The sequence below is a fragment of the Vibrio sp. 99-8-1 genome (assembly GCF_013114595.1).
Classification (GTDB): domain Bacteria; phylum Pseudomonadota; class Gammaproteobacteria; order Enterobacterales; family Vibrionaceae; genus Vibrio.
Map to the genome: position 1 here is coordinate 97,278 of NZ_VTXE01000012.1, position 24,928 is coordinate 122,205.

23 protein-coding genes are annotated in these 24,928 nt (G+C 41.7%); 6 read left to right on the top strand and 17 right to left on the bottom strand.

Features of this window, described 5'->3' with window-relative positions; all coding sequences use genetic code 11:
- Positions 1-49: 49 nt before the first annotated feature.
- Together F0227_RS08715 and F0227_RS08720 are read right to left on the bottom strand one after the other, a co-directional pair.
- Positions 50-580 (bottom strand): Crp/Fnr family transcriptional regulator, encoded by a 531-nt coding sequence (locus F0227_RS08715; RefSeq protein WP_171752806.1) that lies wholly within the window; start codon positions 578-580, stop codon positions 50-52.
- 120 nt (positions 581-700) lie between these two features.
- Positions 701-967 carry a DUF5062 family protein gene (locus F0227_RS08720; protein ID WP_171752807.1) on the bottom strand — a complete coding sequence of 89 codons (267 nt, stop codon included), beginning with the start codon at positions 965-967 and terminating at the stop codon, positions 701-703.
- Positions 968-1,173: 206 nt separating this feature from the next.
- Here F0227_RS08720 and F0227_RS08725 point away from each other — a divergent pair, with 206 nt between their 5' ends.
- Together F0227_RS08725 and F0227_RS08730 are read left to right on the top strand one after the other, a co-directional pair.
- Positions 1,174-1,383: a hypothetical protein gene (locus F0227_RS08725; RefSeq protein ID WP_171752808.1), complete on the top strand. Its 210-nt coding sequence runs from the start codon at positions 1,174-1,176 to the stop codon at positions 1,381-1,383.
- A 176-nt stretch (positions 1,384-1,559) separates the two neighbouring features.
- Complete coding sequence (locus F0227_RS08730) at positions 1,560-3,536, top strand: GGDEF domain-containing phosphodiesterase (RefSeq protein ID WP_171752809.1); 1,977 nt, start codon at positions 1,560-1,562, stop codon at positions 3,534-3,536.
- Positions 3,537-3,673: 137 nt separating this feature from the next.
- On the opposite strand, the gene F0227_RS08735 is transcribed toward F0227_RS08730, so the two are convergent.
- From F0227_RS08735 to zntR, 3 genes are all read right to left on the bottom strand, one after another.
- Complete coding sequence (locus F0227_RS08735) at positions 3,674-4,453, bottom strand: hypothetical protein (protein ID WP_171752839.1); 780 nt, start codon at positions 4,451-4,453, stop codon at positions 3,674-3,676.
- Positions 4,374-5,165: a helix-turn-helix domain-containing protein gene (locus F0227_RS08740; protein WP_171752810.1), complete on the bottom strand. Its 792-nt coding sequence runs from the start codon at positions 5,163-5,165 to the stop codon at positions 4,374-4,376. The genes F0227_RS08735 and F0227_RS08740 overlap by 80 nt, the downstream gene beginning before the upstream one ends.
- Positions 5,166-5,267: 102 nt before the next feature.
- On the bottom strand, positions 5,268-5,666 hold the full coding sequence (gene zntR / locus F0227_RS08745; protein ID WP_171752811.1) for a Zn(2+)-responsive transcriptional regulator: 399 nt from the start codon (positions 5,664-5,666) through the stop codon (positions 5,268-5,270).
- A gap of 398 nt (positions 5,667-6,064) precedes the next feature.
- On the opposite strand from zntR, the gene purH reads away from it, so the two are divergent.
- The gene (gene purH, locus F0227_RS08750; RefSeq protein WP_171752812.1) at positions 6,065-7,657 is read left to right on the top strand and encodes a bifunctional phosphoribosylaminoimidazolecarboxamide formyltransferase/IMP cyclohydrolase; all 1,593 of its coding nucleotides are present in this window, start codon (positions 6,065-6,067) and stop codon (positions 7,655-7,657) included.
- 159 nt (positions 7,658-7,816) lie between these two features.
- The gene (purD, locus tag F0227_RS08755; protein WP_171752813.1) at positions 7,817-9,112 is read left to right on the top strand and encodes a phosphoribosylamine--glycine ligase; all 1,296 of its coding nucleotides are present in this window, start codon (positions 7,817-7,819) and stop codon (positions 9,110-9,112) included.
- Between the two features lie 88 nt (positions 9,113-9,200).
- On the opposite strand, the gene F0227_RS08760 is transcribed toward purD, so the two are convergent.
- Together F0227_RS08760 and hupA are read right to left on the bottom strand one after the other, a co-directional pair.
- Positions 9,201-9,902, bottom strand: a complete 702-nt coding sequence (locus tag F0227_RS08760; RefSeq protein WP_171752814.1) for a DUF1481 domain-containing protein — start codon at positions 9,900-9,902, stop codon at positions 9,201-9,203.
- 48 nt (positions 9,903-9,950) lie between these two features.
- Positions 9,951-10,223 (bottom strand): nucleoid-associated protein HU-alpha, encoded by a 273-nt coding sequence (hupA, locus tag F0227_RS08765; protein WP_171752815.1) that lies wholly within the window; start codon positions 10,221-10,223, stop codon positions 9,951-9,953.
- Positions 10,224-10,491: 268 nt separating this feature from the next.
- On the opposite strand from hupA, the gene F0227_RS08770 reads away from it, so the two are divergent.
- The gene (locus tag F0227_RS08770; protein WP_171752816.1) at positions 10,492-11,541 is read left to right on the top strand and encodes a hemolysin family protein; all 1,050 of its coding nucleotides are present in this window, start codon (positions 10,492-10,494) and stop codon (positions 11,539-11,541) included.
- 277 nt (positions 11,542-11,818) lie between these two features.
- Here F0227_RS08770 and F0227_RS08775 read toward each other — a convergent pair whose 3' ends face one another.
- Together F0227_RS08775 and F0227_RS08780 are read right to left on the bottom strand one after the other, a co-directional pair.
- The gene (locus tag F0227_RS08775) at positions 11,819-12,784 is read right to left on the bottom strand and encodes a transposase (protein WP_171752817.1); all 966 of its coding nucleotides are present in this window, start codon (positions 12,782-12,784) and stop codon (positions 11,819-11,821) included.
- Between the two features lie 241 nt (positions 12,785-13,025).
- On the bottom strand, positions 13,026-13,613 hold the full coding sequence (locus F0227_RS08780; protein ID WP_171752818.1) for a DUF416 family protein: 588 nt from the start codon (positions 13,611-13,613) through the stop codon (positions 13,026-13,028).
- A 70-nt stretch (positions 13,614-13,683) separates the two neighbouring features.
- On the opposite strand from F0227_RS08780, the gene F0227_RS08785 reads away from it, so the two are divergent.
- Positions 13,684-14,610, top strand: coding sequence for a D-2-hydroxyacid dehydrogenase (locus tag F0227_RS08785; RefSeq protein ID WP_171752819.1), 927 nt, complete (start codon positions 13,684-13,686; stop codon positions 14,608-14,610).
- 205 nt (positions 14,611-14,815) lie between these two features.
- Here F0227_RS08785 and F0227_RS08790 read toward each other — a convergent pair whose 3' ends face one another.
- The 8 genes from F0227_RS08790 to hemE form a co-directional block, all read right to left on the bottom strand.
- Positions 14,816-15,700 (bottom strand): hypothetical protein, encoded by an 885-nt coding sequence (locus F0227_RS08790; protein ID WP_171752820.1) that lies wholly within the window; start codon positions 15,698-15,700, stop codon positions 14,816-14,818.
- A gap of 10 nt (positions 15,701-15,710) precedes the next feature.
- Entirely contained in the window at positions 15,711-17,300 is a 1,590-nt protein-coding gene (locus F0227_RS08795; protein WP_171752821.1) for a fimbrial protein, read from the bottom strand.
- A gap of 83 nt (positions 17,301-17,383) precedes the next feature.
- Positions 17,384-18,142 (bottom strand): fimbria/pilus periplasmic chaperone, encoded by a 759-nt coding sequence (locus F0227_RS08800; protein WP_171752822.1) that lies wholly within the window; start codon positions 18,140-18,142, stop codon positions 17,384-17,386.
- Positions 18,133-20,646, bottom strand: coding sequence for a fimbria/pilus outer membrane usher protein (locus F0227_RS08805; protein WP_171752823.1), 2,514 nt, complete (start codon positions 20,644-20,646; stop codon positions 18,133-18,135). Before F0227_RS08805 ends, F0227_RS08800 begins: the two co-directional genes overlap by 10 nt.
- Positions 20,630-21,361, bottom strand: a complete 732-nt coding sequence (locus F0227_RS08810) for a molecular chaperone (RefSeq protein WP_171752824.1) — start codon at positions 21,359-21,361, stop codon at positions 20,630-20,632. Before F0227_RS08810 ends, F0227_RS08805 begins: the two co-directional genes overlap by 17 nt.
- Before the next feature lie 127 nt (positions 21,362-21,488).
- Complete coding sequence (locus F0227_RS08815; RefSeq protein ID WP_171752825.1) at positions 21,489-22,052, bottom strand: fimbrial protein; 564 nt, start codon at positions 22,050-22,052, stop codon at positions 21,489-21,491.
- A 98-nt stretch (positions 22,053-22,150) separates the two neighbouring features.
- On the bottom strand, positions 22,151-23,266 hold the full coding sequence (locus F0227_RS08820; protein WP_171752826.1) for an OmpA family protein: 1,116 nt from the start codon (positions 23,264-23,266) through the stop codon (positions 22,151-22,153).
- Positions 23,267-23,767: 501 nt separating this feature from the next.
- Entirely contained in the window at positions 23,768-24,835 is a 1,068-nt protein-coding gene (hemE, locus tag F0227_RS08825) for a uroporphyrinogen decarboxylase (protein ID WP_171752827.1), read from the bottom strand.
- Between the last annotated feature and the right edge of the window lie 93 nt (positions 24,836-24,928).

The window sequence follows — 24,928 nt, forward strand, 5'->3', positions numbered from 1 at the left end:
CTTAGAGCAGCAGGAGCCACAGCAACGATAACATATGTTATCAATTGCTCTATTTTCTACATCGGATTCGGCTTAATGACACAGATGTAATCCCCAAATACGACGCGATGTAATGTTGCGGGATCATACGGATGATCTCAGGATGGGTTTTAAGTAACTCTTGATAACGTTGCTGAGGCGTATCTTTAATGCGGGATAGAAAAAGCCGTTGGTAGTGCCTTAACCTCTCACTGACGAGTTTAAACCCGGCTTCTTGTAACTGCGGAGACTGAGAAATTATTTGCTTAAAATCCACCATGGGCATGGAATGTAAGGTTGTAGGTAACAGAGCTTGATAGGAAAACGGGCTAGGTTCGCTGAATAATAAGCTATCACAAGCCGTTATGATGCTGCCCTGCATAAAAAACTGAAAGGAGATATCTTTTCCGTCTTGGTTGAACCAAGAGCGAATACACCCAGTTTCAACAAAATAGACGGTATCACATACCACACCTTCTTCAATAATGGTCTGTTTTTTACTGAGTTCAGTTTTTACTGCATGGGGCTCTAACGCCGACCAGATAACGCGGGCTGTGTTCATAGGCTTACCCCATTAATGATATTTAACTTTACTGCCAGGGTCTGTACTAAAAATAATAAATTAAAATATAGAAAGAGACACACCCAAACCCGCCATCAGCTGGTTTGGGTGTAATGTTCATTACTTTAACGGATCATTATCAGGCAATGCGCTGTGTATCCACAGAGCCAGTCGTTTTTTAATATTTTTGCCGTCGGTTTTATCGGCTGGGAGAGGAGTGATTTGCTTTACTTCGACTAAGAACAAGTAAAGTGCCTTAGCTTTTATGGGTTGTGCAGTTGCGTCATCAAACAGCTGAAAGCCTTGCATTTTCGCCATCTTACTGCCCACTTCTAATGCTTTTTTGAACAGCTTATCTTCATTCATTATCTTGGTCGTTTTCGACACATGCTCACCATAGATATCATCAAATTGTTCAATGAGTATATATTAAAAAAAGCGCTTTGTTTTTAAACTAATAGCAAATACTAAGCGTTGTACTTTTAATATTTCTATAGAAAATCCGATATCCTCTATTATTTCTATCTCTACGAAATGCTGATATCTTTACCCGCAGTCGTCATTGAACATCACGCTCACTAGGAAGCTTCATTATGAAATCAGCAAGCACAGCCGTATTAGCCCTTAGCGCTGTACTTTTTGTATCTGCCTGTGCAGAAATTAAAGAGACAGGAAAAACCATTGGACACTCCACCAAAGAGATCACGACATCGATCGGGCACGCTTCTCGCGACGCGGTTAAAGCCGTTGGTGAAAGCACGTCTAAGGTTGCCGATGATATTGAAAAAGAGCTGAATAAATAACAAGATAGCGTCCGTCAGTTCACTAATTCTTGCAAAAATACGTACCTATTAGCATTTTCATTAATTTGAAGAATAAAAACTGCTGTTTTAATAGTCGAAATGTATTAAATATGTCAGTATCCACTCGACAATAATAACTACATATCGTTTTAACGCAGTGATAGGTAACACAGTAAATGTTTGATATTTTTATAGAAACCGTTGCAGCACTTTTTGCTACAGTGGTTTTCTTTACGATCTTAAAAGCAACTACCCACAATTTAATTAAACAGCAGTCCGGCATTAAGTTAGTTGTTGCTGGATTTGGGTTGCTGCTATTTAGCCTAATTATTGATGTTACAGATAACTTTCCTTCTCTAAACTATCTAGTTGTTATTGGTGATACTGAGTTTCAAGCTTTCCTTGAAAAAGTACTTGGAACGCTACTGGGCTTTATTATTCTCGCCATGGGCTTTCGTCGCTGGCTTCCTAGTATTCGCGAGTTGGTGGAAACCCGTGAGTCTTTGGATCAACTCACCATTAAGTTAGATCAACGAGTTAATGAGCGCTCACTAGAGCTTCTGCAATCTAATACCCAACTAAAGCAACAAATTGTTCAACGTGGGGAAATAGAGCGAGAACTAAAATATCAAGCCCTGCATGACGCTTTAACTCAGTTACCAAACCGTCCTGCACTGATGGACTTCTTAAACTGTGAAATTTCTCGCGCTAGCTGCCAACAATATTTTAGTGCGGTGTTATTTTTTGACTTAGACAATTTTAAACAAATTAATGATTTACTTGGTCACGAAACCGGAGACAAAGTCTTAAAGATCACCAGTGATCGGTTAGAGAAAATTCGTCGCGACAAAGACTTTTTAGGCCGTTTAGGTGGCGATGAGTTTGTATTAGTTTTAACCGCGTTAAGCTCAGATAAAGAGAGTGCCATTCAAAAAGCACAAACTATTGCACAAGATATTATCGACACATTAGATAAGCCAATACACCTTGCTGAACATAAACTAAAAGCAGCCAGCTGTATTGGCATTAAACTATTTCCGGAGCAGAGCAATGAGTCTGTCGGCGATATTTTAAGACAAGCAGATACCGCGCTATACCATTCAAAATCTCTAGGTTCGGGACGTTTTAGCTTCTTCCACCATGATATGCAGAAACGAATAGAAGAGAGAGTAAATTTAGCCAAAGAGTTGCACGAGGCATTAGAGTCGCAACAATTTTACCTCCACTATCAACCACAAATTGATAGTAACGGAGACGTGTTTGGGGTTGAAGCTCTGCTTCGATGGGATCACCCTACTCGTGATTTTATAGGTCCAGATGAATTTATCCCTATTGCAGAAGAAGCAGGACTCATCGATAAAATTGGTCTTTATGTGTTACGCCAAGCGCTTGTTGAATGCTCACAGGCGTTCTCTCAAGTGAAAAATACTCATTCACACGCCTCTCGTTTACCAACTGAACAGCCCCAAAGTGATCTCTCCTCAAATACGCACTCATTAAATGCACAAAAGGGTCTGTCCTTTAATGACATGTCTTTTAACGACATATGTTTTACTGACAAAGTGCTAAAAATTGCGGTCAATATTAGTCCAAGCCATTTTTTGCAAGAGGACTTTGTCGAGCAAATTCTGCAAGTTGTTCAGTCCTTCGATCAGGAGAACTTTCATCTTGTTTTAGAAGTCACAGAGAGTGTTGTCATTCAAAATATCGAAGATGTCTCTCGAAAAATGGAAACATTGCGCCAGATGGGAATAGGCATTTCCCTTGATGATTTTGGTACTGGTTACTCCTCCCTTAGTTATATTAAACGGCTGCCTATTGATACATTAAAAATAGATCGATCGTTTATTTCGGATATTCTCCATGATCATCACGATGCCGCCATTGTAGATGCGATATTGGCGATGACAGATGCTCTAGGGGTTAAAGTTATCGCCGAAGGGGTCGAAACGGAGCAGCAACGACTGTTTTTGCAACAACGTGGCTGTCAGTTATATCAAGGTTATCTATTTTCTCGTCCAGAACTTATGTCGCAGTTAATTGCAAAGGGCATATTCTTGCAGGAGTGTACCGAGGTAAAAAGTAAACACGACTCTGAGAAAGAGAATTTGGCCTGCTGTACCAATGAAAATAGTATCGTGACTGCGTACTAGAAATTGACAGCCGACGTCGATCTAACCGTTCGTTCGAATGGTTTATTACTTAACTTTAACTCAAAATAAAAAGACAAAAACAGAAATAAAAAAGCGCCAAACCTATCATGATTTGGCGCTTTTTATGATTTTAACGGTTACTTTTTAGCATCCAAGATTCGCTGAATTCGAGGGTCAAGCTGCTTACCATGGCTAGCTTCAAACTCTTCTCTTTTTAGATCATTTAAGTTCTTAACTGAATGTTCTGCCAACAAGTTGCGAGGCAGTTCAGTCACTAGCATCCCGCGTTCCTGAAGGCTTTTCGCCTCCAGATAGTAACGTTTAAACAACTCATCAAGCTTGTACTCAGGCACGCGTTTTAACTCATACAGTTTATTTTGTACTAACCATTTTTCTAGCTCATTGCTTGGTGCACGGTTTAACACCCTAACGCGGCTATCCATTCTCTCTTCAGTGGTTAGCTCTTTACTAAGAACTTGCAGTTCACCAGTGGATGGAGGCCAATACTCTCCACGTTGAATGCGTTCTCGACAGTGGCGCAATAGCCGATCAAAGTCCTCTTCCGTTAACCCTTCAGTAAACAAGATGAATTTGATATTTGGCTCACTACCATGGACGTGTTCCCATTTTGACTCATAGATTGAAAACAGCGTTCCAAATACGCTAATACACCAATCAGTAAGCTCTCCACTATCAGCATCAAAATGCTGCCCAACGCTGGTTTGTTGAGCAGGCTGAACAGATGTCTCTTGACTCGCTGCGCCTTGATAAGACGCAGGGGGCACTTCACTTGCTTGCAAAGCGTGCCCACTATCTGTTTCTTGCTGTATAGAAGAATCAGAACTTAGGTTTGTGTCCTTTTTGGATGACTTGCTGCCTGAAACGCTCAGATGGGCTAAGCTTCTGTTGATACCCAGCTGCTTTAGCTTTTCCTCCATCTCCTGAAGGTGTTGATCGACCGGTTTGCTGCCTTTCATATCTTTTCTCATTGGTTAGCCAGTTCTGAAGCTTAGATTCCACTCTAGAAATGGTCATCAATTCATTCGCACGCGCTTTATGGTGCATAACAAAATTCCGCCACACTACAGTGTGATCATTTGCTATTCCAGAAAAACGAAATGCACGTTCAGCCCAAGTTGGAATGCTGTTTTCATCTAAATCATAGGTTGAGATGGCATTGCCTTCACTACGCTTACTTCCCACATACTGAGAGCTGGCAGGAAATCCACCACTGTTCGTCTCTCGCATTGAATACACAGGTATAGCCGAGCTTTGATTATTGTCCATTGCAGGCTGAGAGAGGCTATTATCACTCTGTACTGGCATCATATCTGACACAGCAGGTTGTTGGTTAGCCACCGGTGATGCAATATTCAGTTTAAAGGTTAACGTCTCTTGCTTACCTTGACCGTCACGGCGAATTCTCTCAATGAATCCTTGCTCAGCTAATGACGTTAGGTGTGTTGCCATACCGATATCGCTTAACGAACAAAAATGACATACATCATTGAGACAAATAGAGCTATAACCATTTTCATTCGCATAATCCGCCAGTAGCAATAAAATCAGCTTATCGGTTGGATTAGAAACCGTCATTTGCCACGCAAAGTAGCTATATTTAGCACTCAAAGTCAGCGCCTCTGTTAGTGGTGCAATTAATTAAGCCTGATCTTAAGTTAACCGCTAGGTAAATTATAGTCACTTCGGTCAAATTCCTCGTTTTTAGCCAGTTTATTTTAACGCCTCTAATATTGAGCAATGGCTGGCATTATCATCATTGTGTCCACAGCAGGCATCATTGATCTTTTTTAACGCAGTACGGATTTTTGTCAGCTCCGCTATTTTCTCATCAATTACTGTCAGTTTTGCACTGGTTATTGCTTTTACTTCCGCACAACTATGCTGCGTCGCTTCCAGTCGAATATCGAGTAACTCTTTGATCTCTTCTAAACTTAAGCCAAGTTGTTTGGCATTCAATACAAACTTTACCTGTTCAATGTTGTTTTGATCATAAAGACGATATCCCGACTCACTGCGGCCTTTTGGCTCAATTAAACCGTTTTTTTCGTAAAAACGAAGCGTATCAACCGTCACTCCTGCGGTTTTAGCCAGTTCTCCAATTAACAACATATTACTGCCTTGTTTTTCATACTATTTACTGCAAATGATAGACTGAATTGAATAAACCACGAAAAAAGCAATCGATTGCGCGAGCATTTTACAACCAAATTAGTTAGAATACGCGCCATCAAATAGACGATAGAAAATGAGTTGACTCATAAGGTCTTTACCAAAAGTGCTTATTAACGATTATCCACAATCTGTAAGGTCATTTTATACCATATAGTAACGCTTTGATTCTCATGGCGATGCTATATGAATAATAACGATAAATACCCTAGACAAGGCTGGCATATCAGCTTAAAAAGGTATCATCACTACTGGATGGATATAATGAAGTAATTAAGCCCTATTTGGCAAATATCTTTATATCGACTCACTCGGAGAACTTGAGGAAAATGGAAGTAATGAATAATGTTCGCCCTATTCGCCGCGCATTGATCAGCGTATCAGACAAGACAGGTATTGTTGAGTTTGCAAAATCACTCTCTGAACGAGGCGTAGACATATTGTCTACTGGCGGCACCGCTCGCTTACTCTCAGAGCAGGGAATCCCCGTTACTGAAGTATCCGATTACACTGGTTTTCCTGAAATGATGGACGGCCGGGTAAAAACGTTACACCCTAAAGTTCATGGTGGTGTATTAGGTCGCCGTGGACAAGATGATGACATTATGGCTCAGCATGGCATCAACCCTATCGATATGGTTGTGGTTAACTTGTACCCATTTGCCCAGACAGTGGCAAAAGAAGGCTGCACTTTAGCTGACGCGGTGGAGAACATTGATATTGGCGGGCCGACCATGGTGAGAAGTGCCGCGAAGAATCATAAAGACGTGACAATTGTCGTCAATGCGAAAGACTATACACGCGTAATTAATGAGATGGATGCGAACCAACAGTCTGTTACCCTAGATACTCGCTTTGATCTTGCCATTGCCGCATTTGAGCATACTGCCGCTTACGACGGAATGATTGCTAACTATTTCGGCACTATGGTTCCTTCTTATGGCGCCAACAAAGAAGGGGATGAAGAGTCACCTTTCCCACGAACTTTCAATCAACAGTTCGAGAAGAAACAGGATATGCGTTATGGCGAAAACAGTCATCAAGCTGCCGCTTTTTATGTTGAAAGCAATCCTGAAGAAGCCTCTGTTTCTACCGCTTCGCAAATTCAAGGTAAAGCCCTTTCTTACAATAATATTGCCGATACGGACTCTGCTCTAGAGTGTGTTAAAGAGTTTTCCGAACCCGCTTGTGTGATTGTGAAACATGCCAATCCTTGTGGTGTTGCGTTGGGTAAAGATATTCTTGAGGCATATAACCGTGCTTATCAAACGGACCCAACCTCAGCGTTTGGCGGCATTATCGCCTTTAACCAAGAACTCGATGCCGAGACTGCGCAAGCTATCGTTGAACGTCAGTTTGTCGAAGTAATCATCGCGCCTAAGGTCTCTCAACAAGCTATCGAGATTGTTGCGACCAAAAAGAACGTGCGTTTACTGGAGTGTGGTGAATGGACAAACAAAACAACCGCATTTGATATTAAACGTGTGAATGGTGGCTTGCTGGTTCAGGACCGAGATCAGGGTATGGTTTCTCTTGATGACCTAAAAATTGTGTCCAAGCGTCAACCTAGCGATGAAGAGCTAAAAGATGCACTATTTTGCTGGAAAGTGGCTAAATACGTTAAGTCTAATGCGATTGTCTATGCAAAAGGTGACATGACTATTGGCGTTGGTGCAGGACAGATGAGTCGCGTTTACTCAGCGAAAATCGCGGGTATAAAAGCGGCCGATGAAGGCTTAGAAGTCGCAGGTAGTGTTATGGCATCTGACGCCTTTTTCCCATTCCGAGATGGTATTGATGCGGCTGCAGAGGCAGGCATTAAATGTGTTATTCAACCGGGCGGGTCTATGCGAGACGATGAAGTCATTGCTGCGGCGGATGAACATGGAATGGCGATGATCTTTACCGGAATGCGTCATTTCCGTCACTAGATTTCTCTTTATCTCTATTTATTGTTGTTATGAATAGAGTTTTTTAAGCAATTGATGCCCAATCATTTTTAGATAAAAGGGAGAGCACGCGAACAAAAAATGGTAGAAAGCGTGCTCAACCAAAATGACTTAAAATGGTGCTGCTGTAAGGATTAAAAAATGGACGTATTAATTATAGGTGCAGGTGGCCGTGAACACGCTCTTGGTTGGAAAGCGGCGCAAAACCCAGACGTTGAGACAGTTTTTATTGCCCCTGGAAACGCAGGTACAGCATTAGAAGCGAACCTTGAAAATGTCGACATCGGTGTAGAAGATATTGAGGCATTGGTGGCATTTGCTCAGAAAAAAAATATAGGCTTAACAATCGTTGGCCCTGAGGCTCCGCTTGTCATAGGAGTGGTCGACGCCTTTCGTGAAGCAGGGCTTGCTATCTTTGGACCAACCAAAGCAGCGGCTCAGTTAGAAGGCTCGAAAGCATTCACTAAAGACTTTCTCGCTCGTCATAACATTCCTACCGGTGCGTATGCTAATTTTACTGAGATCGACCCTGCCATTGAGTATGTTCGCCAGCAAGGTGCGCCAATTGTCGTCAAGGCAGACGGATTAGCCGCTGGAAAAGGGGTTATTGTCGCAATGACTCTGGAAGAAGCGGAAGCCGCCATTAAAGATATGTTGGCTGATAACGTATTTGGCGAAGCTGGTAGTCGCGTCGTCATTGAAGAATTTTTGCAAGGTGAAGAGGCCAGCTTCATTGTTATGGTCGATGGCACCTCTGTACTTCCTATGGCCACCAGCCAAGACCATAAACGTGTTGGAGATGGCGATACAGGGCCTAATACTGGTGGAATGGGAGCTTATTCACCTGCGCCGGTCGTCACTGCTGATATTCACAATAGAATCTTGGAAGAAGTGATTTACCCGACGGTGAAAGGGATGTACGAAGAAGGCAACCCTTATACTGGCTTTTTGTACGCAGGTTTGATGATAGATGAGCACGGTACTCCTAAGGTAATTGAGTACAATTGTCGTTTTGGTGATCCAGAAACACAACCGATCATGATGAGAATGGAATCAGACTTGGTGGATCTCTGCTTAGATGCGATTGAAGAGAGACTTGATAGCTGTGAATCCTTCTGGGATCCAAGAGCTGCAGTTGGCATAGTATTAGCCGCAGGTGGCTACCCTGCCGATTACGCAAAAGGAGATGTCATCTCCGGTTTACCGACTGACGAAATCGAAGGTGAAAAAATCTTCCATGCCGGAACCCGAGAAGAAGCAGGTAAGGTAACGACGAATGGTGGCCGAGTACTGTGTGCAACAGCCCTTGGTGAGACCGTTTCACAAGCTCAGCAACGTGCTTACAAGCTGACAAAGCAGGTAAGCTGGAACGGTGCATTCTATCGCAATGATATTGGCTATAGAGCGATAGCGCGGGAGCAGGAACAGCAAGGCTAACCTCGCTGCAATATAACGACCATTAAAAAAGGCACTGTAATAAGTGCCTTTCTCATATCCATCATATTATTGAATAATGATGCTTGTCTTAGTCTTTGATCAAATTTGGTCTTTCTACACAATCAAAGCTATCGTCCGCTAAATTATACATATCTATTACTGTCAATGTAGAAGGCGTGGTAGCCGCTAAAAATGCAGCATAACTATCAAGACTGGCAAGACGATTAATTACAAAATTAGGCAAAGCCTGATTTATCTCAAATCGAGCATATTCCTTACCTGAACAGGTAGTAAACACTTTGCCGTCCCAGTAGCCTTGAACTAGCTTCTGCCCATTACTATTTTGTTCTAACACGGTTTCACGAAGCGTATCAGCATTATTGATTACAAACGCGATGTCTTCTTGTGGAATAGGAAGCACCTTACCATCAACTCGGTATTGTTGGTAAACCGCCTCACCTTTATCATTAAACCGCAAATGCAATTTATAAGGTATTAAGCCTTTATTGAGTTTCAACTGTTCTCCCTCTCGGACGACTTCTCGAATTACACCATCACGTCTCCAGCGATAATCGGATTTGTACCAACCATAATCTCCTGAAGTCACAAAATCTGCCGCTGAAAGAGGAAAGTTATATTGTTCGGTGTACCAAAAATAACTAACGCTATCTCCTAACGATTGACCACCCGTCATATTGGTAACTAGTCGCGTTGAACTATCGATGGAAGGGTCGGAGGAGCAGCCTAAAAGAACAGCGGTGAGGAGCGTAGGTAAGAGGAATTTTTTCATAGAGATAAAGCCACGCCGGATACAATATCTGTATCCGGCGTATCTAAATTACTTCACTGAATCTTTCAGTGCTTTACCAGCAACAAATGCAGGTACATTTGCAGCAGCAATTTGAATCTCATCACCAGTCTTAGGGTTACGACCAGTACGAGCAGCACGGTGATTTACTTTAAAAGTACCGAAGCCAATTAGTTGAACTTGGTCACCTTCTTTAAGTGTATCAGTCACACTTTCAAGTGTCGCTTCTAGAGCAGATTTAGCTTGAGCTTTTGATAGATCCGCTTTTTCAGCGATAAAGTCGATTAATTGGGTCTTGTTCATTAGGTTTCCCTTCTCATGTGTTATCGAAATCTGAACCCACTCTAAAGCATAAACCCCCCGTCTGGCAAAGGGTTGTCTGTAAACTTTTTCTTAAAACAACCATATTTAGACAGAATATGAGTAATAACTCACAATTTGTTGCTTTATACGATATAAAAATGACAGTAAGTTTACCTATAAAGCCTGTAATTACCGTAACTAAGAGGTAATATAGATGTCATAAATATATCCAAGTTCGGACTCTAAACAGGAAATTTGTCACAAATTCATGCTGCTTTTAACTATCTACATCTCATTGTCTATTGGCGTATCATTTATTTGCTCGGTACTGGAAGCTATTTTGCTCAGCATAACGCCGAGCTATCTTGCTCAGTTAAAGCAGAGTGGTCACCCTTCTGCGGAAAAACTCACCCAACTAAAGAACGACATTGATCGCCCTCTGGCATCGATTTTGACGCTAAATACCATTGCTCATACTATTGGTGCCGCCGGTGCTGGTGCTCAAGCCGCACAAATATTTGGCAACCAATGGTTAGGTGTCTTTTCTGCCGTGCTGACTTTAGGTATTTTGCTGTTGTCTGAAATCGTACCAAAAACCATTGGTGCGACCTACTGGCGTCAACTCGCTCCTATGGCAGCAAACATACTAAAATGGATGGTTTGGGGACTCACCCCATTTGTTTGGGTATCTGAGCAAATAACCAAGCGACTAGCCAAAGGACACACACCACCAAAACTACGAGATGAAATCTCAGCAATGGCGTTATTGGCACACGAAAGCGGCGAATTTTACGAAGGTGAATCAAAAATACTGAGTAATCTACTCTCTATCAGCGATGTTCCCATCACTCAAGTGATGACACCAAGACCGGTAGTTTTCCGGGTTGAAGCGGAGCAGAGCATAAATGAGTTCTTGGATCGTCATAAGGACATTCCCTTCTCGCGTCCGCTTATTTATAGCCAACAAAAAGACAACATCATCGGTTTTGTACATAGGTTGGAACTATTTAAATTGCAGCAAATGGGGTGTGGCGAGAAGCAGCTTGGTGCGGTAATGCGGCCAATCAATGTGCTTTTAAACAACATGGCTTTACCCAAAGCATTTGATCACATGATGAAAAACCGCTTGCAATTGGTTCTGGTGGTGGACGAATACGGAACTATTCAAGGTATAGTGACATTAGAGGATATCTTCGAGCATCTATTAGGAGAAGAGATCATTGATGAGGCCGACAAAACCACTGACATGCAGCAACTCGCCTACCAACGATGGGAAATTTGGAAGAAAACTCACGACGTTAAGCAGAGTGATGAGTAAGATCGTTCTGCTTTAAGGACACACACTTTTATCTGGGGACAGTCTCTTAAAACTGGAAATAGGGACAGTCGCCTAAAAGTAGAATGCAATAACTCTAAGAGCTTAGTTTAAGCAGATAGATAAATAAAAGTAATGAGTTTGAGGACTTAACAAGAGTTAGCGTTAGATATTGTACGATTAATATTAATTTCTATAGATAATAGTTAATAATGGCGCAGCAGGAAGAGCTTACCAACGCAAGCTTTGGGCATGTAGTCTGGAGTATCTGATTTCTTGGTCAGCCATCCAATTTGAATAGGTGAATTCTTGATTTATGCAAATATCGCTTAGCATGCTCAAGTCGACTAATATCACCAATCGCGCTAACTCTACGGCGCTCCATATAAGTACAAACATTAAACCAACTTTGCTGACTAATAGTCAGCTTTTGTAATATTGAGAGAGAATCAGCACTTAGTGTCGCTTTCTCTGCTCGATATTGTCTCGCAGTAGAATCAACCAGCTCTAAGTAGTCCTGCAATCGCAGAGGGATTCCTTGCACATACTCTTTGTTACTTACATTTCCAATAAACGGAAACAATAATGGCGCGGTTTGCTTTTGCTCTTTCAGAGCTCTAAATCGGGCTTTAATTGACGTGTATTGAGATTGCTCCGGCTGTGTTGAGATTCCCGCTCTTACTGGATTTAAATCGACATATACCATTGCTGCAGCTAATGCTTTTTCATCCAGTAGCGCTTGGCTTTTAAAACGGCTTTCCCAAAAATGTCCAGAGCATTGGTCTTCTTGGTTAGCTTTGAGAGCAATATCGAAATTGAGCTCTTTCATGAACCAACTAAGGCTCCAAAGTCGATTCCTCCATTTTTCGATAATGGACAAACACATTTGCGTCTCTACTTTACTCAACGGCTGTTCAGAGAACCAACGTTGAACCAAAAAGGGCAATTTATGATTTTGCATCCAACGTTCAACGACTTCACGGTCAGAGAGCGTAAGGGCTTTGTTCTTGTTGATATGCACGACTAAATGGTAATGATTACTCATGATGGCATAGGCACAAATATCGATACAGTAAGATTTCGCCAAGGAATAAATCTTATTTTCGATCCAGTCTCTTCTATGCTGATAGCTCTGTTTTGTATGAGGGTCCGTACCGCAAAGAAAACTACGCCGAACACACCTTGAAACACAATGATAATAGGGAGTTGATTCGACTGACACCAATTGTTTTCGAGCTGTTGTCATCACTTCTCACCTTTTAAGTTGTAAAGATAAAAAGAAGAGTAATGTGGCATTTTGTTCGGCTTAACGAGAAACAATATTTTTTTAGACCAATACGACAAAAGTAACTAAGACCTAACAGGTCCTAAAATATACTTTGCGATATGTGTCTACATTGAAATATTGAAGTGTGTGTCCCTCAAAAAGAGGGACTCGACGTGAATGTTGAGGTGTGTGTCCGTATTAAGGTTTGTCCGAATATAGATTATGCTTCTATCCCGATATTGCTGACAGCTTCATCACGGAGTTCTGCTCTTAAGTCTTTGATTAAGTCTATATCGCGCTCTTCGGCTTCGCGTAGTGGACGATAAATAGCCCATTGTACATCCCATTCAGCACACACAGCTTCGTTATCTTTTTGATTGTCATTATCAATGAGATCACCTGTTTGTGCTTCTTCGAGCTGTGCCACTGTTACTACAGAAATCTGACTAATTTCTTGCATATTTTCAAATAGATAATCTCTATCTAACAAACCATGCAATAAGGTCGATAATGCAACACAAGCATCAATGGCTGGGTAGACACCATAAAAGTCAAATTCATCAGAAACGGGTATTAGCTCTTCGAGTTTCTCTAATTGGCGTTCAAAATTAATTTTCGCTTTTTTAACGGTAAGCAACTCCCAGATACTATCGAGAATATCTCGGTAAACCCTAGCATCGGCATACTCTGTTGTTTCACAAAACGCTGCATAGTTTGGGTACATGCGTTCACATAAAGAAACCATAAAAGTAATCTGTTGCCATGGTTCAAATTTTTCAAGGCGAACTTGAATAGGATTCTGTAACATAAGAGCTCTAACGTTGAATTTTCAGACAGCAGAAGTGTACTTGATAAAGGGAGAGGGGAAAAGAAAGCATATGGATAATTTCACCAATAAAGTAAAAATAATTACCGAATACGACCAAGAGTTCCACACCTTGATTTCTCAAGCGGATCTACCTGACTTAGCTATCACCGAGGAAAATAGTGAAGCTAATATTTTACTGGCCTCCCCTCCTAAAATTGCTTCTATTCTGGACTCTTTCCCACAACTAGAATGGGTTCAATCAATGTACGCGGGAGTTGATGCACTTACTCACTCCTCTCAGGATCCTGACTACCTACTCACTAATGTTAAGGGCATCTTTGGCCCTCAGATCGCAGAGTATGTGTTGGGCTATACCATTGAGCATTTTCGTCACTGGGATCTATATCGCCAACAACAGAGTGAAAAAGTATGGCAACCTCATCGATATCGAACCATAAGCGGAAAACAAATGTTTATTTTTGGGACGGGTTCTATTGGTAATCATCTAGCCAAGACTGCGGCCGCCTTTGGTGTTCATACTATTGGTGTAAACCGTACAGGAATACCACCAAAGGAATCAGCATTTAACGAAGTCGTTCATATTGAGCAGGTAAATGAACAACTTAAGCGAGCTGATATTATTGTCTCAACCTTACCTAAAACTACAGCTACAACAGGGCTATTTAATCAGTCTCTCTTTGAAAACTGTACCAAAGCACTGTTCTTCAATGTTGGTCGAGGCGATGCTGTGGTCACAGAAGATCTCCTCGCGGCACTAGATAATGGGGCAATTCAACATGCCTATTTGGATGTTTTCATAAATGAACCTATCTCACAACAATGTCCTTATTGGCACCACCCATCCGTCACTGTCACGCCACATATCGCTGCCAACAGTTTTCCCGAGTTGGTGTTTGAAATATTTATACAAAATTACTTGCTATGGCGGGATGGTTTTCAGCTTAACAACCGAATCGACTTCGACAAAGGATATTAATTAACGTCGAATGAATGTTTTCCGAATAAAATTTAACTCATGAGATACGGTGTGTGTCCTTTATAAATTCTTTATAAATTGAGGCGTGTGTCCTTGATAAATTGTCGATAATTCAGTTCGATAGCAAAAATTTTTTGAGTGGCTCGGGTGTGTGACCTTAATAGGAAACTTTTACTTAGTTAGGTGTGTGTCCTTATAGTAAGAGCTAGCCTGCGATGATGTCTGCGGTGCAAACGGTGGGGTAATTGACACCATAATGAGATGGTCGGGTTTCTACCTGGTTGCCGACTCGTGTCACTACAATTTGCTCGTTCAGCCACAATGGTGAAGCGATGCTGCCTTTCAGTTCATTGATGAAAAAATCGGAAGAGAGAAGCGCCACATACTCTTGTTGATTGGCAATACGACTTTTGTCGGAAAGGCTACCGCAGAACCATTTGGCTCGTTCAAAACTCAGTTTAGAGAGTGTCTCCAAACTCGACATAGGCAAGTAAAAGTGTCGCTCGCCTGACGAACCCACGCCTTTAAACCACACTTTTTTGTTTTGATTATTCGCGACTGAGGGCGATACTGCTGCTGTTTTTTGTTCTGCTACCGCTTTTGCTTTTGCCAGTGAAGTATCATCTTTTTGGGGCTGTGTCGTTGGGTGATTCACTTCATCTATATTATTTTTGAAAATAAAGGGAAGCCACTTTATCAGTGAGTCCTGATAGCCCAGCTTTCTTAATTGCGTTTTATACTGAGACCTGTACTTAGGTTGTATAGGCCCAGCAAAGAGCCTATAACCTCCTTTTATAGATTGCATTGCTACATTTATGTCTGTCTTTGTTTTTACTCTAGTCAACTCTTCAATGGCTACATCGAACGAACTGTCAACAAACTTAAATTGAAGTACTATGGATGTGGAGCCTGAAGGTCTTCTTAGATCTATATTGCATTCGTCAGAAAAGACCATCACACCATTTCTTTGAAAAACAGTGCACGAATTAGCAACTACTACAGGTAAGTACCCCCACGAAATCAGAATGACACCTATCACAAGCCACCAGCGACTGTTTGCGAGATACTTATGCATTGTTTTTTTCAACATTTGCTATCGCTTACTGCAAAGCAAGAATAATTTCTAATTGAGCATTAACAGATCCAGCAATAACAGATTGGCTAGCTATTCTTTTTAGTTCTGCAGAAAACTTACCGCTGTACATTTTAATGCCGTCAGAAGTGGTTCCATTAGGGCTAGGTAATAGATCCCGATAACCATACCAGCCTTTATTGTTACCACCGCCTATACTATTGTCTGCGAGAAGGTTTAAATAATTAGACGACCCGATTTTTTTTACTTGAATTCCGACCCCTTGCGCGACACCCGAACGACCATATTCATTATCCAGTAGATAAGTTAATCCTCCTCCTGAGGTTTTCAAACCCAGTTGTTGAGCTTTTCTTGTTGCGGTATCACCTTTTACCAATAACCCCATCGCGACTTGATTACTCATAGTTCCTGAACCACCTACGTTATCAGCACAGGCCACGGTAATACTAAAATCTTTTTCCCTAACCGCACCGTCTCGTAACTCAACCGCACCAATCGAACCAAAGTCCACCGTCTTGGTATAGTCGGTAATGCGGCAACTATTAATACGAGTAATATTGACAGTTGGTCGCCATACCATTGGGTAATTTAGGTAGTGCGAATTACTTTTCGCGATGACACCCTTACCAGATAGATCTGAAAAATCAGCTTTTGCTCCTACCCTTTTATTGGCATAGCCATCTCTTGAGCCATTAAAAAGCGGGCGTCCAGGATTACCATGGCTGTCATTTTGAAAAAGCGTGTAAGCGATAGGCTGTCGATTATTAACACCTGTGTAGGTGAAACTCTCACTGGTAATTGCATTCTTATCGGGGTTATTAACGCGAATAAATTCGATGGTAACGCCACTAAAAGCCGATGCTGGAGTAAACACACGGCTCCACGCATCTTGAGTGGCATAACAACTTTTTTTAGCGTATGTATTTATAATTGGAAAAAAAGATCTGGCACAAACAAGATCACTTTTTGCTAGTGATCGTTTCTGCCATGTGTGTCTATAAGGCTTACCATCCTTACTGTTTACCACTCTAATTCCTAGATATTTATAGCGGGTGTAATATACCCCATCCAGTCCTCCTGCTTGACTGCGAGGTACAGGTTTAACAAACGTTGTACCTGTCCACCCCGTATTAAGCGCATAGTATTCATACAGGCTTGGCCATTTCCAGATACCAGATAAGGTGTGAGCAGTTCGGCATTCAAATAACAGGTGTTTACTGTTGTAACCAAAATCTCTCACCGTCCCACCCCACGCTTTGTCAAACCCTTTCCCTTGGGTATAACTGAGATTAATACGGCCAATTACGCTCCCTATTCTTTGGAAATTTTCATTAAGGTTTACCGTGATTGATGTAGAAGCGGGATAATGAGCACCCGCTGTTGCCCCACGTCCTCTAGCTGGCGCTCTATATCCGTATGTAGTACCGAGATCTCCACCAGGATTGATCGCATAGTTAACGTCAAGGGCGCTCTCTACAGGCAAAGTAATAGAAAAAATATTTGACTCGGATATCCTATAACCACAACGTGCAAGTGCTTCTTTTGGCAGCAAAAGTAAGCTCGCAATGATCATCAAGTATGTAAGATGGTTTTTCATAGATATACTCTAATTAATTAGTCAGATAACCTTACTGTGATAAAAAATCTTGGCTGGTTATCGAGTGACTGATGACTGATTGTTCAGTTAATAACCTGTTGGTACTGCCAGCTATTGCCATTATCGTTGATAATGGCGTAACTCACTTTGCTCACATCCAACGGCACATCGGGCACGGCTATCTGTTCCCCAGGGGCAATAAAAGGAGCAACCACTTCTTTGCCATCTAAAGCTAAATACGAAAAAGTGATGTACCACTGAGTTGGATTACTGATCAACAAGTCATATTGTGTTTTTTTGTTACTCAAATCAGCGTTAGCGCTAGGAGAGATGGCAAACAACAGTTTTTCTGCCGAAGCTTTTTCAAGTTTCTCAACGCCGTCTGGACGTACCAACAATTTGACCCTTAGCCTCAATGGAAGCTGTAAGCGATCTTGCGAGCTATCATTATCATTAAACAGCGACTGAGGAACCTGATAAATATTGATCCAATAAAGTTGTTCGTTATGATTTTTTGCCAACTGGCTTCGATCTACAATCGCACGTACACTACGAATTTCTCCCGGTTGCAAGCGAAAAATTGGTGGTTGTAGAAATACTGGGGTTTTCACCAAAGATGGAGAGGCGGTAACATCGCCATAGTCGGTCCATAACTGAACAACCACTTCATCTTCTCCTTCGTTGACCAAACGGAAACTATTCTGTTTTTGCTCGTTATTTATAACCACTCTTGTACGCTCAATATTCACGGCAGCGTGTACATTTGTTGCAAATAGATACACAGCAACCAACGCCATCGCACGAACCGTTCTTAACGCTTTCCTACACCAACTTAGCTGCATATCGCTTCCATTTTCGAAATAGGAGAAGAATCCTCGGCGACTTGCTCTACCGTAATGGAACACTGCTCACTTTGCGCTTTCCCCCAGCGCAGTTTTAACTGGGTATCTTGAGGTTCTAATCGGGCATATATCACACCAGCCTGACCCACGATTCCAATACGGCGGTTATCAACTGTTATTACGTCACTGCCTAGCGGTGGCACCCCACCCTCGCTGAGTTTGGTATCGATTAAGTATGCTCTACCTTTTCTGGTATTAAATTTCACTTTTACAATGGCACCAGAGTAAGGCACTACTTTTTTGTGAGTACGAGTTAACTCCACATCCTCTTCTAGTTCAGTAGTATCGAGATCTATGTCATTGAAACGATAAGGGCTTAACGAAGGATGAATAGCATAACCAAATGAGTCCACTTTGCTGTCACTCCAGCCAGATATGGCCGCCCCTTCTGCTCCACTTGCTTCAACTAAGGCAAAGCTATCTCCAACATAAGGTCCAACCGTCACTCCTCCGCTATGCAATAGTACTGTACCATCCAAAACGGTAGAAAAATTCCCAGACGCGTTTAAGCCACCGTTTGAGTAAGAAGCCGATACTCCTCCGATTGGGGTCTGTTGGGTAGCCGATACACTATAAAAGGAGCCTGAGTCGTTATGTGAGCCCATTAATGAGTAACTAAAATCGTCTCCGATTGAGTTACTGTAACTAGCGGTTGAGCTTCCATTGTCACCCACATTATTTGTTACGGTATGACCCAAGTTAAACAAGCCGCCCCCCAAAGGAACACTTAGCCCTAATGAGACAACCGTCTGATAGCGGTTTCCACTCGAGACATTGCTCTCTCCTGAGTATCGGGATATTTTTTGTCGGTCGACGTTAACGTTGTAAGAGACACCCCAAAGGGTGTGACTATATCGTGCAGAATAGTTATAGGATGTCGGTCTATTCTGATAATAATCAGACATTTGAGCAGAGAGGCCTATCTGTCCATAATCCCCCAGACTTTGATTTAACAGTATATTAAAATGGTTACGTTGATTGAGCGTACTTGAGTCATAACTTCCATCACTAACTTGACGTAAACCAAATACATTCTCTAACGTTCGGTACCCCTTGGTGGAGTTTCTCATCGCCACCATAGTAATGTTAAAACCGGAATCAAATGAACGGCCATAATTTAGTTCAGTTTGCCAACCTTGATAACCCGCTTGATTCGCATCTATGCGAGTATGAGAATAGGTAGCATTGAAGCCAAACGCCCCATACGAAGAGGAGAATACACCACCCAATAGATACGCTTGATATCGGTCTGCAAATCGAAAGCCGTAGTTTGTGGTAATCACGTTGCTATAACCCTGTTTGAAAGTGCCTTCCAAAAATAGAGCATTAACGTCACCAAAATCTCGCGCCTCACCGATAACAAAGTTATATTCCGTATTACCAAATCGCAATGAATCAGGCAGTACGCTATAAGGCACGGTAGATGTTTTTATTGAACCATCCGCTTCATAAACATTAACCGTTAAATCCCCCTGCTGTGGAATACTTAACAGGTCATCAATTAAAAATGGGCCAGGAGGAACAGAAACTTCGTATATGGTGTTGTCACCCTGCTTAATCTCTACTCGGGCATTACTTAATGCAACTCCCGTTACTCTAGGCGCGTATCCTTTGCGAGAACTCGACCACATACGAGTATCAGTGGCCCAATTAAGTCCTGTATAACTTAAGCTGCCAAACAGACCTCCAGCAGTGAAATTTTCTCCGGCAGTAAAAAGGCTTTCATAGCGAGCAACAGGAACCTGAAAATAGGAGCGATAAGATTGATATTCGGAACCATTGCCACTGTCAAAGTCATGCCTAAAATAACCGTTATGACGAAATTGAACTAAACCAATATTGACTCCCGCATAAATACTGCCTGAGAGCTGATTATAGTCATCCTGATCTTTATAGGCTTGATAGCTGTATGACGTTCGATGTTTTACATAAGCGGCCGTTATCCCTTCATCCCACAACTCTTTAGCAACACCATCCCCAGCACTCTTTTTCAACATGATTTGCGGCATGGTAATATCGAGTTGCAGTTCACTCTTGTTATAGTGCCAACGACTATATTCAGAGATATCTGATAGCAAGTAGCAGTTCTGTTCGGTTTTTGCTAGCGGTACGTCAACTAAGTTTAATTGCTGAAACTGCTCTTGGCTCAGGCAAGGCTCTGCTTTGTCGGTATTGTTATTCTTTACAAACCGCACCTCAGTGTCTCGGTTATTGAGCTTGCCATTTAGATAGACATCGAGAATATGAAGGTTATTTAGTAAGTCCCCCTGATCAAGCTCATCTCCAGACAGCAGTGCAGAAACATCCACATTGCCATAAAAAAGATTGCGATTTACCTCAGCTCCATCACTGGTCATTGCTGTTGTTTGAGCGGAACACAGCAAGAGAACCACTATGCTAACAAACCTAGACATGGTCATGTTATTTTTATAAATCAACATCATAGTGTTCTTCCAAGCTCGCACCAAAATCATTGATTAAATAGATGGATAGCTGAGCAGTGTCAGTAGATGTGCTGGGTTCTATATCAGAAAAAACAAAGTCATGAGTAGAATAAGGGGCGATCATGGTACTTTCGGCAAAATAGTCACGCTCTGCTATCTGCAACTTAGCCTCACCCGACATAGAAAGGTAATAAGGACTATTGTTGCTATAACGCAATATCAGATTCTTGCCATTTCTAATGGTTTGCAAAACAGCATCACGAGCTATTTTCCTCGTCTGCTTTTGTACCGCTTCTGGGCGGTAAAACAGTTTAAGTTGATGTCGTACAGTCAGTTGCAGCTTATTGCCATCACTATTATCCATTACAGCTTCACTGTATGGCACTTCTAGGAAGTTAAAATAGAAAATAGACTCTCTGTCTTGAGGTAAAATCTGTTGATGGGTGAAGGATATTTTAAATTTTTGTTTTTGATTACCTACTAATTTCGCGATTGGTGGTGTAACAACAAAAGGCACTTTATCAGCACTTGTTTGATCGTCTGAAAACTGACTTACCCATGATTGAACAATAAAGGTCGCTTCTCCTAAGTTCCTTAACTCTACGTTTACTCCCTTGCTTGCTTCAGGGTAAACAATGCGCGTCCCTAGCATGGACACTCCCGCCTGCAAGCATGGTGTTACCAACAATAACATCAAAGAAATAAGCTTTTTCACTGTTTACCTTCCAATTACCAACCAGCTACAGATAAGACGTTGAGCACGACTTCTCATTGATCTTTATCCATAACAATAAACACATAGAAGAATAAGGCCCTGCATCGGTCACAAGGCCTTACTAGAGTTAGTTGTATTTAATTGCATACTGCAATGATGAACTAATACTTCCCGTCGTGACACTGGTGGCAGTTGCTACATACTCAACTCCATACGTCGCTGATGCTGTAGTTTTGTTAGCAGCTATAGTAAGGTCGTTCCCTACATACTCACCTGTTGGTGCAAAGTTTATAGGTGTACCATTAGGAGCAACCAACTGGATCTCCACCCCTTCAGCTTTATTGGCTGGTGCGAGATTCCCTAAGTGACCGCGAGAGCTAACGCCCCCATTTGGCACAAATCGAGTTTTAAGAGTTCGAGCCGATGTTTGTGTGGGGCAATCTGAAAGTTGAACATTGAATTCTTTTCGCTCAACTGTTTTACCAACCGAAATTGCAGGAGGAGTCCCTACTTGAAACGCTTTTAGACTAACCGTTGGTAACACAATTAATCCACCATCCTTCCCATCGATTTTTACCGTACAAGTTTCGGGAGCCACCTCTCCCTTAAAATCAATAGTATTGGATGCACTTGCGGTTGAGCAGAGCATTAAAGCCGCACTGCAAAGCATGATTTTATTTAGTTTGTTCATTTTCTATCCTATTTATACGTTGTAAGTTAAAGGTTTTATCAAAAAATTACTCTATTAAACAATTAGTTATATAACTCTCTCTTCATTCCCTCCCTAAATTACTGTACAGGTAACAGATCGCTATTTGTGGTATCTACAGGCTCTGCATAATCAAACGGTAGAGCAATTAGCTCCACTCGGCGGTTTAGGGAGCGGCCTGACTCGGTCTTGTTATCAGCAACAGGATCCAACTCGCCAACACCAATGATTTGTAATTGTTCAGCATCAATACCACGTCCAATAATCTGTTCAGACACCGCTTTAGCTCTTCTTTCGGAAAGGGCTTGGTTATCATCTTCAGAACCGATGGAGTCAGTATGCCCAACCACTTTTAATCGAGATTGTGGATAGGTATTAAGCAGATCCTCTACTATCAGTAGATATAGCTCTGTCTGTGGAGAAACCTGAATACTATTGGAATCAAAATAGGTACTGCCGATAACGGTATGCGCAAACTGCTTGATCACCGGTTTCGGTTTGGCAAGCTTTGATGATGATTCTTCTTCCGATACCAGCTCTTTTTTTGATTCAACAGGCCCTTCAGCAGCAGATGGTGGAGTTTCGGTGATATTGGAGCTAGGGGCAGGCTCTATTTGCGACGACACGCTGGAAAGTTGGCTACTAGGAATAAAGGCATAATTAAACCCGAGCAGGATGGCGTGACTATTAAACTCTCGTTGAGTTTTTTTCCCTAACCAACTTATATATTGATAACCAAGACTGACTGAAAGTTGAGGATTCAACTGATAACTTACCCCTCCTTCCATCACAGGAGATAAACCGCTGGTAGATGAGTCGTAGTAAGCAGGATGATCACTTTTCACCGACCAATACCCTATGGCTAGGCGACCATAAAGATCGATATCTCCTTCAAAGTTGGTGGTATAACGGACTCCACTATCGAGTAACAATGTATCGAACTTAGCATTATCAAAATCTTGATCATTATGGTACTGAACACCAACGTCCCATATCCAAGAAGGATCAAGTTGCATCCCTGCATAAAGGCCAACCAAACTGCTATCGCTTCGAACATTGTTATCGTCTAAGGAGATTTGATAACCCAACTTCGCTGACATAACAGGTATAGGTTCAAATGGAGTCACATCACTACTACCTGCGTAACTAACAGCAGAATACAGAGAACAGACAAGCACCATATTTTTCTTGTTCAACCTTAAATCTCCACCGTAATCAGAGAATAATGAATAACTCGCTTACGAAATGCCTTATCGGCAGTTCTCACGAATACGCTTACTCTTCAATAAGTTACAACTAGTTAATTGTTATCAGGTGTAGAATGTTATCGGCATGAAGGGGGATTAAAAATTACATATCTAATTCTTAATTATATTTATTTGAAGATTTATCTGACATCGGAATAACCTATTTGACCTGTTATCTAGGCACAAATAGCGACTGAACATAGCAATAGTTATGTTTTTTTTAATCGTTTTATGTAAACGGTATAACCTCGATGTTGGCATAACGCTATATTTACAACACAAGGTAGCAATTATTTCGATTCTCTTTTATCTCTTTGCTCCCCCTGTATTGATGAAGTGAATTAGGTGTGTGTCCTTTTAAATTTTTTTGGTTTTTAGATACAAAAACACCAGCGGGTTAGCGCTGGTGTTTTAATGATGAAGCCTGAATGTGTCAGCTAGTCATGCGGTTTACTTATGATATGGCTTAGAAAGATCGTGTACTGCCTCTACAAATACGCCAGCGTTTTCTGGTGGTACATCTAGGTGAATACCATGACCAAGGTTAAATACATGACCAGTTTCGCCTTGACCAAACCCTTCAAGAATGGTCGCGACTTCTTGGCGAATGCGATCTGGTTGAGCATAGAGGATTGATGGGTCCATATTGCCTTGCAGTGCAACTTTATCACCAACACGCTTTTTCGCATCAGTAATATTAATTGTCCAATCAAGGCCTACCGCATCACAACCCGTTGCTGCGATTTGCTCTAACCACATTCCACCATTTTTAGTAAACAAGGTAACAGGCACGCGACGACCATCATTTTCACGAATCAACCCATCGACTATTTTATGCATGTATTGCAATGAGAAGAGGTTATAGTCTGTTGGTGTTAAAACGCCCCCCCAAGTATCAAATACCATTACGGATTGTGCACCAGCTTTAATTTGAGCATTGAGATATTCAATCACACTGTCCGCTAGCTTATCTAACAATAGATGTAAGGTTGCCGGCTCGGCATACATCATTTTTTTGATTTTAGTAAAAGCTTTTGAACTTCCACCTTCTACCATATAAGTTGCTAGCGTCCATGGACTACCGGAAAATCCAATAAGAGGGACATCACCATTTAAATCTTTACGGATTTGGCGTACGGCATTCATTACATATTGCAGCTCGCCTTCAGGATCTGGCAGGCCAATTTTCTCGACATCAGCTTTGCAAGTGATTGGGCGTTCAAATTTAGGACCTTCACCAGTTTCAAAGTGTAGACCTAACCCCATCGCATCTGGAATGGTCAAAATGTCAGAAAAGAGAATTGCAGCATCTAGAGGAAAACGACGTAATGGTTGTAACGTTACTTCAGAAGCCAGTTCTGCGTTACGACAAAGGGACATAAAGTCACCGGCTTGGCTACGTGTTTCTCTATATTCTGGTAAATAACGGCCTGCTTGGCGCATCATCCATACAGGGGTGTAATCAACAGGTTGTTTTAAAAGGGCGCGTAAATAGCAATCATTTTTTAGTTCGGTCATTCCGTTATTTTCCATTCTTTGCTTTTCTATGAAAGCCAATAGTTTAACACTCTTTCAACACTTCGATAGTGGCGCTTTGCGTCCTAGATCATG

What these genes read in the sequence shown, in the direction of transcription:
- F0227_RS08715 (WP_171752806.1), bottom strand. Translation starts at nt 580, where the DNA reads ATGAACACAGCCCGCGTTATCTGGTCGGCGTTAGAGCCCCATGCAGTA.
- F0227_RS08725 (WP_171752808.1), top strand. Translation starts at nt 1,174, where the DNA reads ATGAAATCAGCAAGCACAGCCGTATTAGCCCTTAGCGCTGTACTTTTT.
- F0227_RS08730 (WP_171752809.1), top strand. Translation starts at nt 1,560, where the DNA reads ATGTTTGATATTTTTATAGAAACCGTTGCAGCACTTTTTGCTACAGTG.
- zntR (WP_171752811.1), bottom strand. Translation starts at nt 5,666, where the DNA reads ATGTTGTTAATTGGAGAACTGGCTAAAACCGCAGGAGTGACGGTTGAT.
- purH (WP_171752812.1), top strand. Translation starts at nt 6,065, where the DNA reads ATGAATAATGTTCGCCCTATTCGCCGCGCATTGATCAGCGTATCAGAC.
- purD (WP_171752813.1), top strand. Translation starts at nt 7,817, where the DNA reads ATGGACGTATTAATTATAGGTGCAGGTGGCCGTGAACACGCTCTTGGT.
- F0227_RS08760 (WP_171752814.1), bottom strand. Translation starts at nt 9,902, where the DNA reads ATGAAAAAATTCCTCTTACCTACGCTCCTCACCGCTGTTCTTTTAGGC.
- hupA (WP_171752815.1), bottom strand. Translation starts at nt 10,223, where the DNA reads ATGAACAAGACCCAATTAATCGACTTTATCGCTGAAAAAGCGGATCTA.
- F0227_RS08770 (WP_171752816.1), top strand. Translation starts at nt 10,492, where the DNA reads ATGCTGCTTTTAACTATCTACATCTCATTGTCTATTGGCGTATCATTT.
- F0227_RS08775 (WP_171752817.1), bottom strand. Translation starts at nt 12,784, where the DNA reads ATGACAACAGCTCGAAAACAATTGGTGTCAGTCGAATCAACTCCCTAT.
- F0227_RS08780 (WP_171752818.1), bottom strand. Translation starts at nt 13,613, where the DNA reads ATGTTACAGAATCCTATTCAAGTTCGCCTTGAAAAATTTGAACCATGG.
- F0227_RS08785 (WP_171752819.1), top strand. Translation starts at nt 13,684, where the DNA reads ATGGATAATTTCACCAATAAAGTAAAAATAATTACCGAATACGACCAA.
- F0227_RS08790 (WP_171752820.1), bottom strand. Translation starts at nt 15,700, where the DNA reads ATGTTGAAAAAAACAATGCATAAGTATCTCGCAAACAGTCGCTGGTGG.
- F0227_RS08795 (WP_171752821.1), bottom strand. Translation starts at nt 17,300, where the DNA reads ATGAAAAACCATCTTACATACTTGATGATCATTGCGAGCTTACTTTTG.
- F0227_RS08800 (WP_171752822.1), bottom strand. Translation starts at nt 18,142, where the DNA reads ATGCAGCTAAGTTGGTGTAGGAAAGCGTTAAGAACGGTTCGTGCGATG.
- F0227_RS08805 (WP_171752823.1), bottom strand. Translation starts at nt 20,646, where the DNA reads ATGATGTTGATTTATAAAAATAACATGACCATGTCTAGGTTTGTTAGC.
- F0227_RS08815 (WP_171752825.1), bottom strand. Translation starts at nt 22,052, where the DNA reads ATGAACAAACTAAATAAAATCATGCTTTGCAGTGCGGCTTTAATGCTC.
- hemE (WP_171752827.1), bottom strand. Translation starts at nt 24,835, where the DNA reads ATGACCGAACTAAAAAATGATTGCTATTTACGCGCCCTTTTAAAACAA.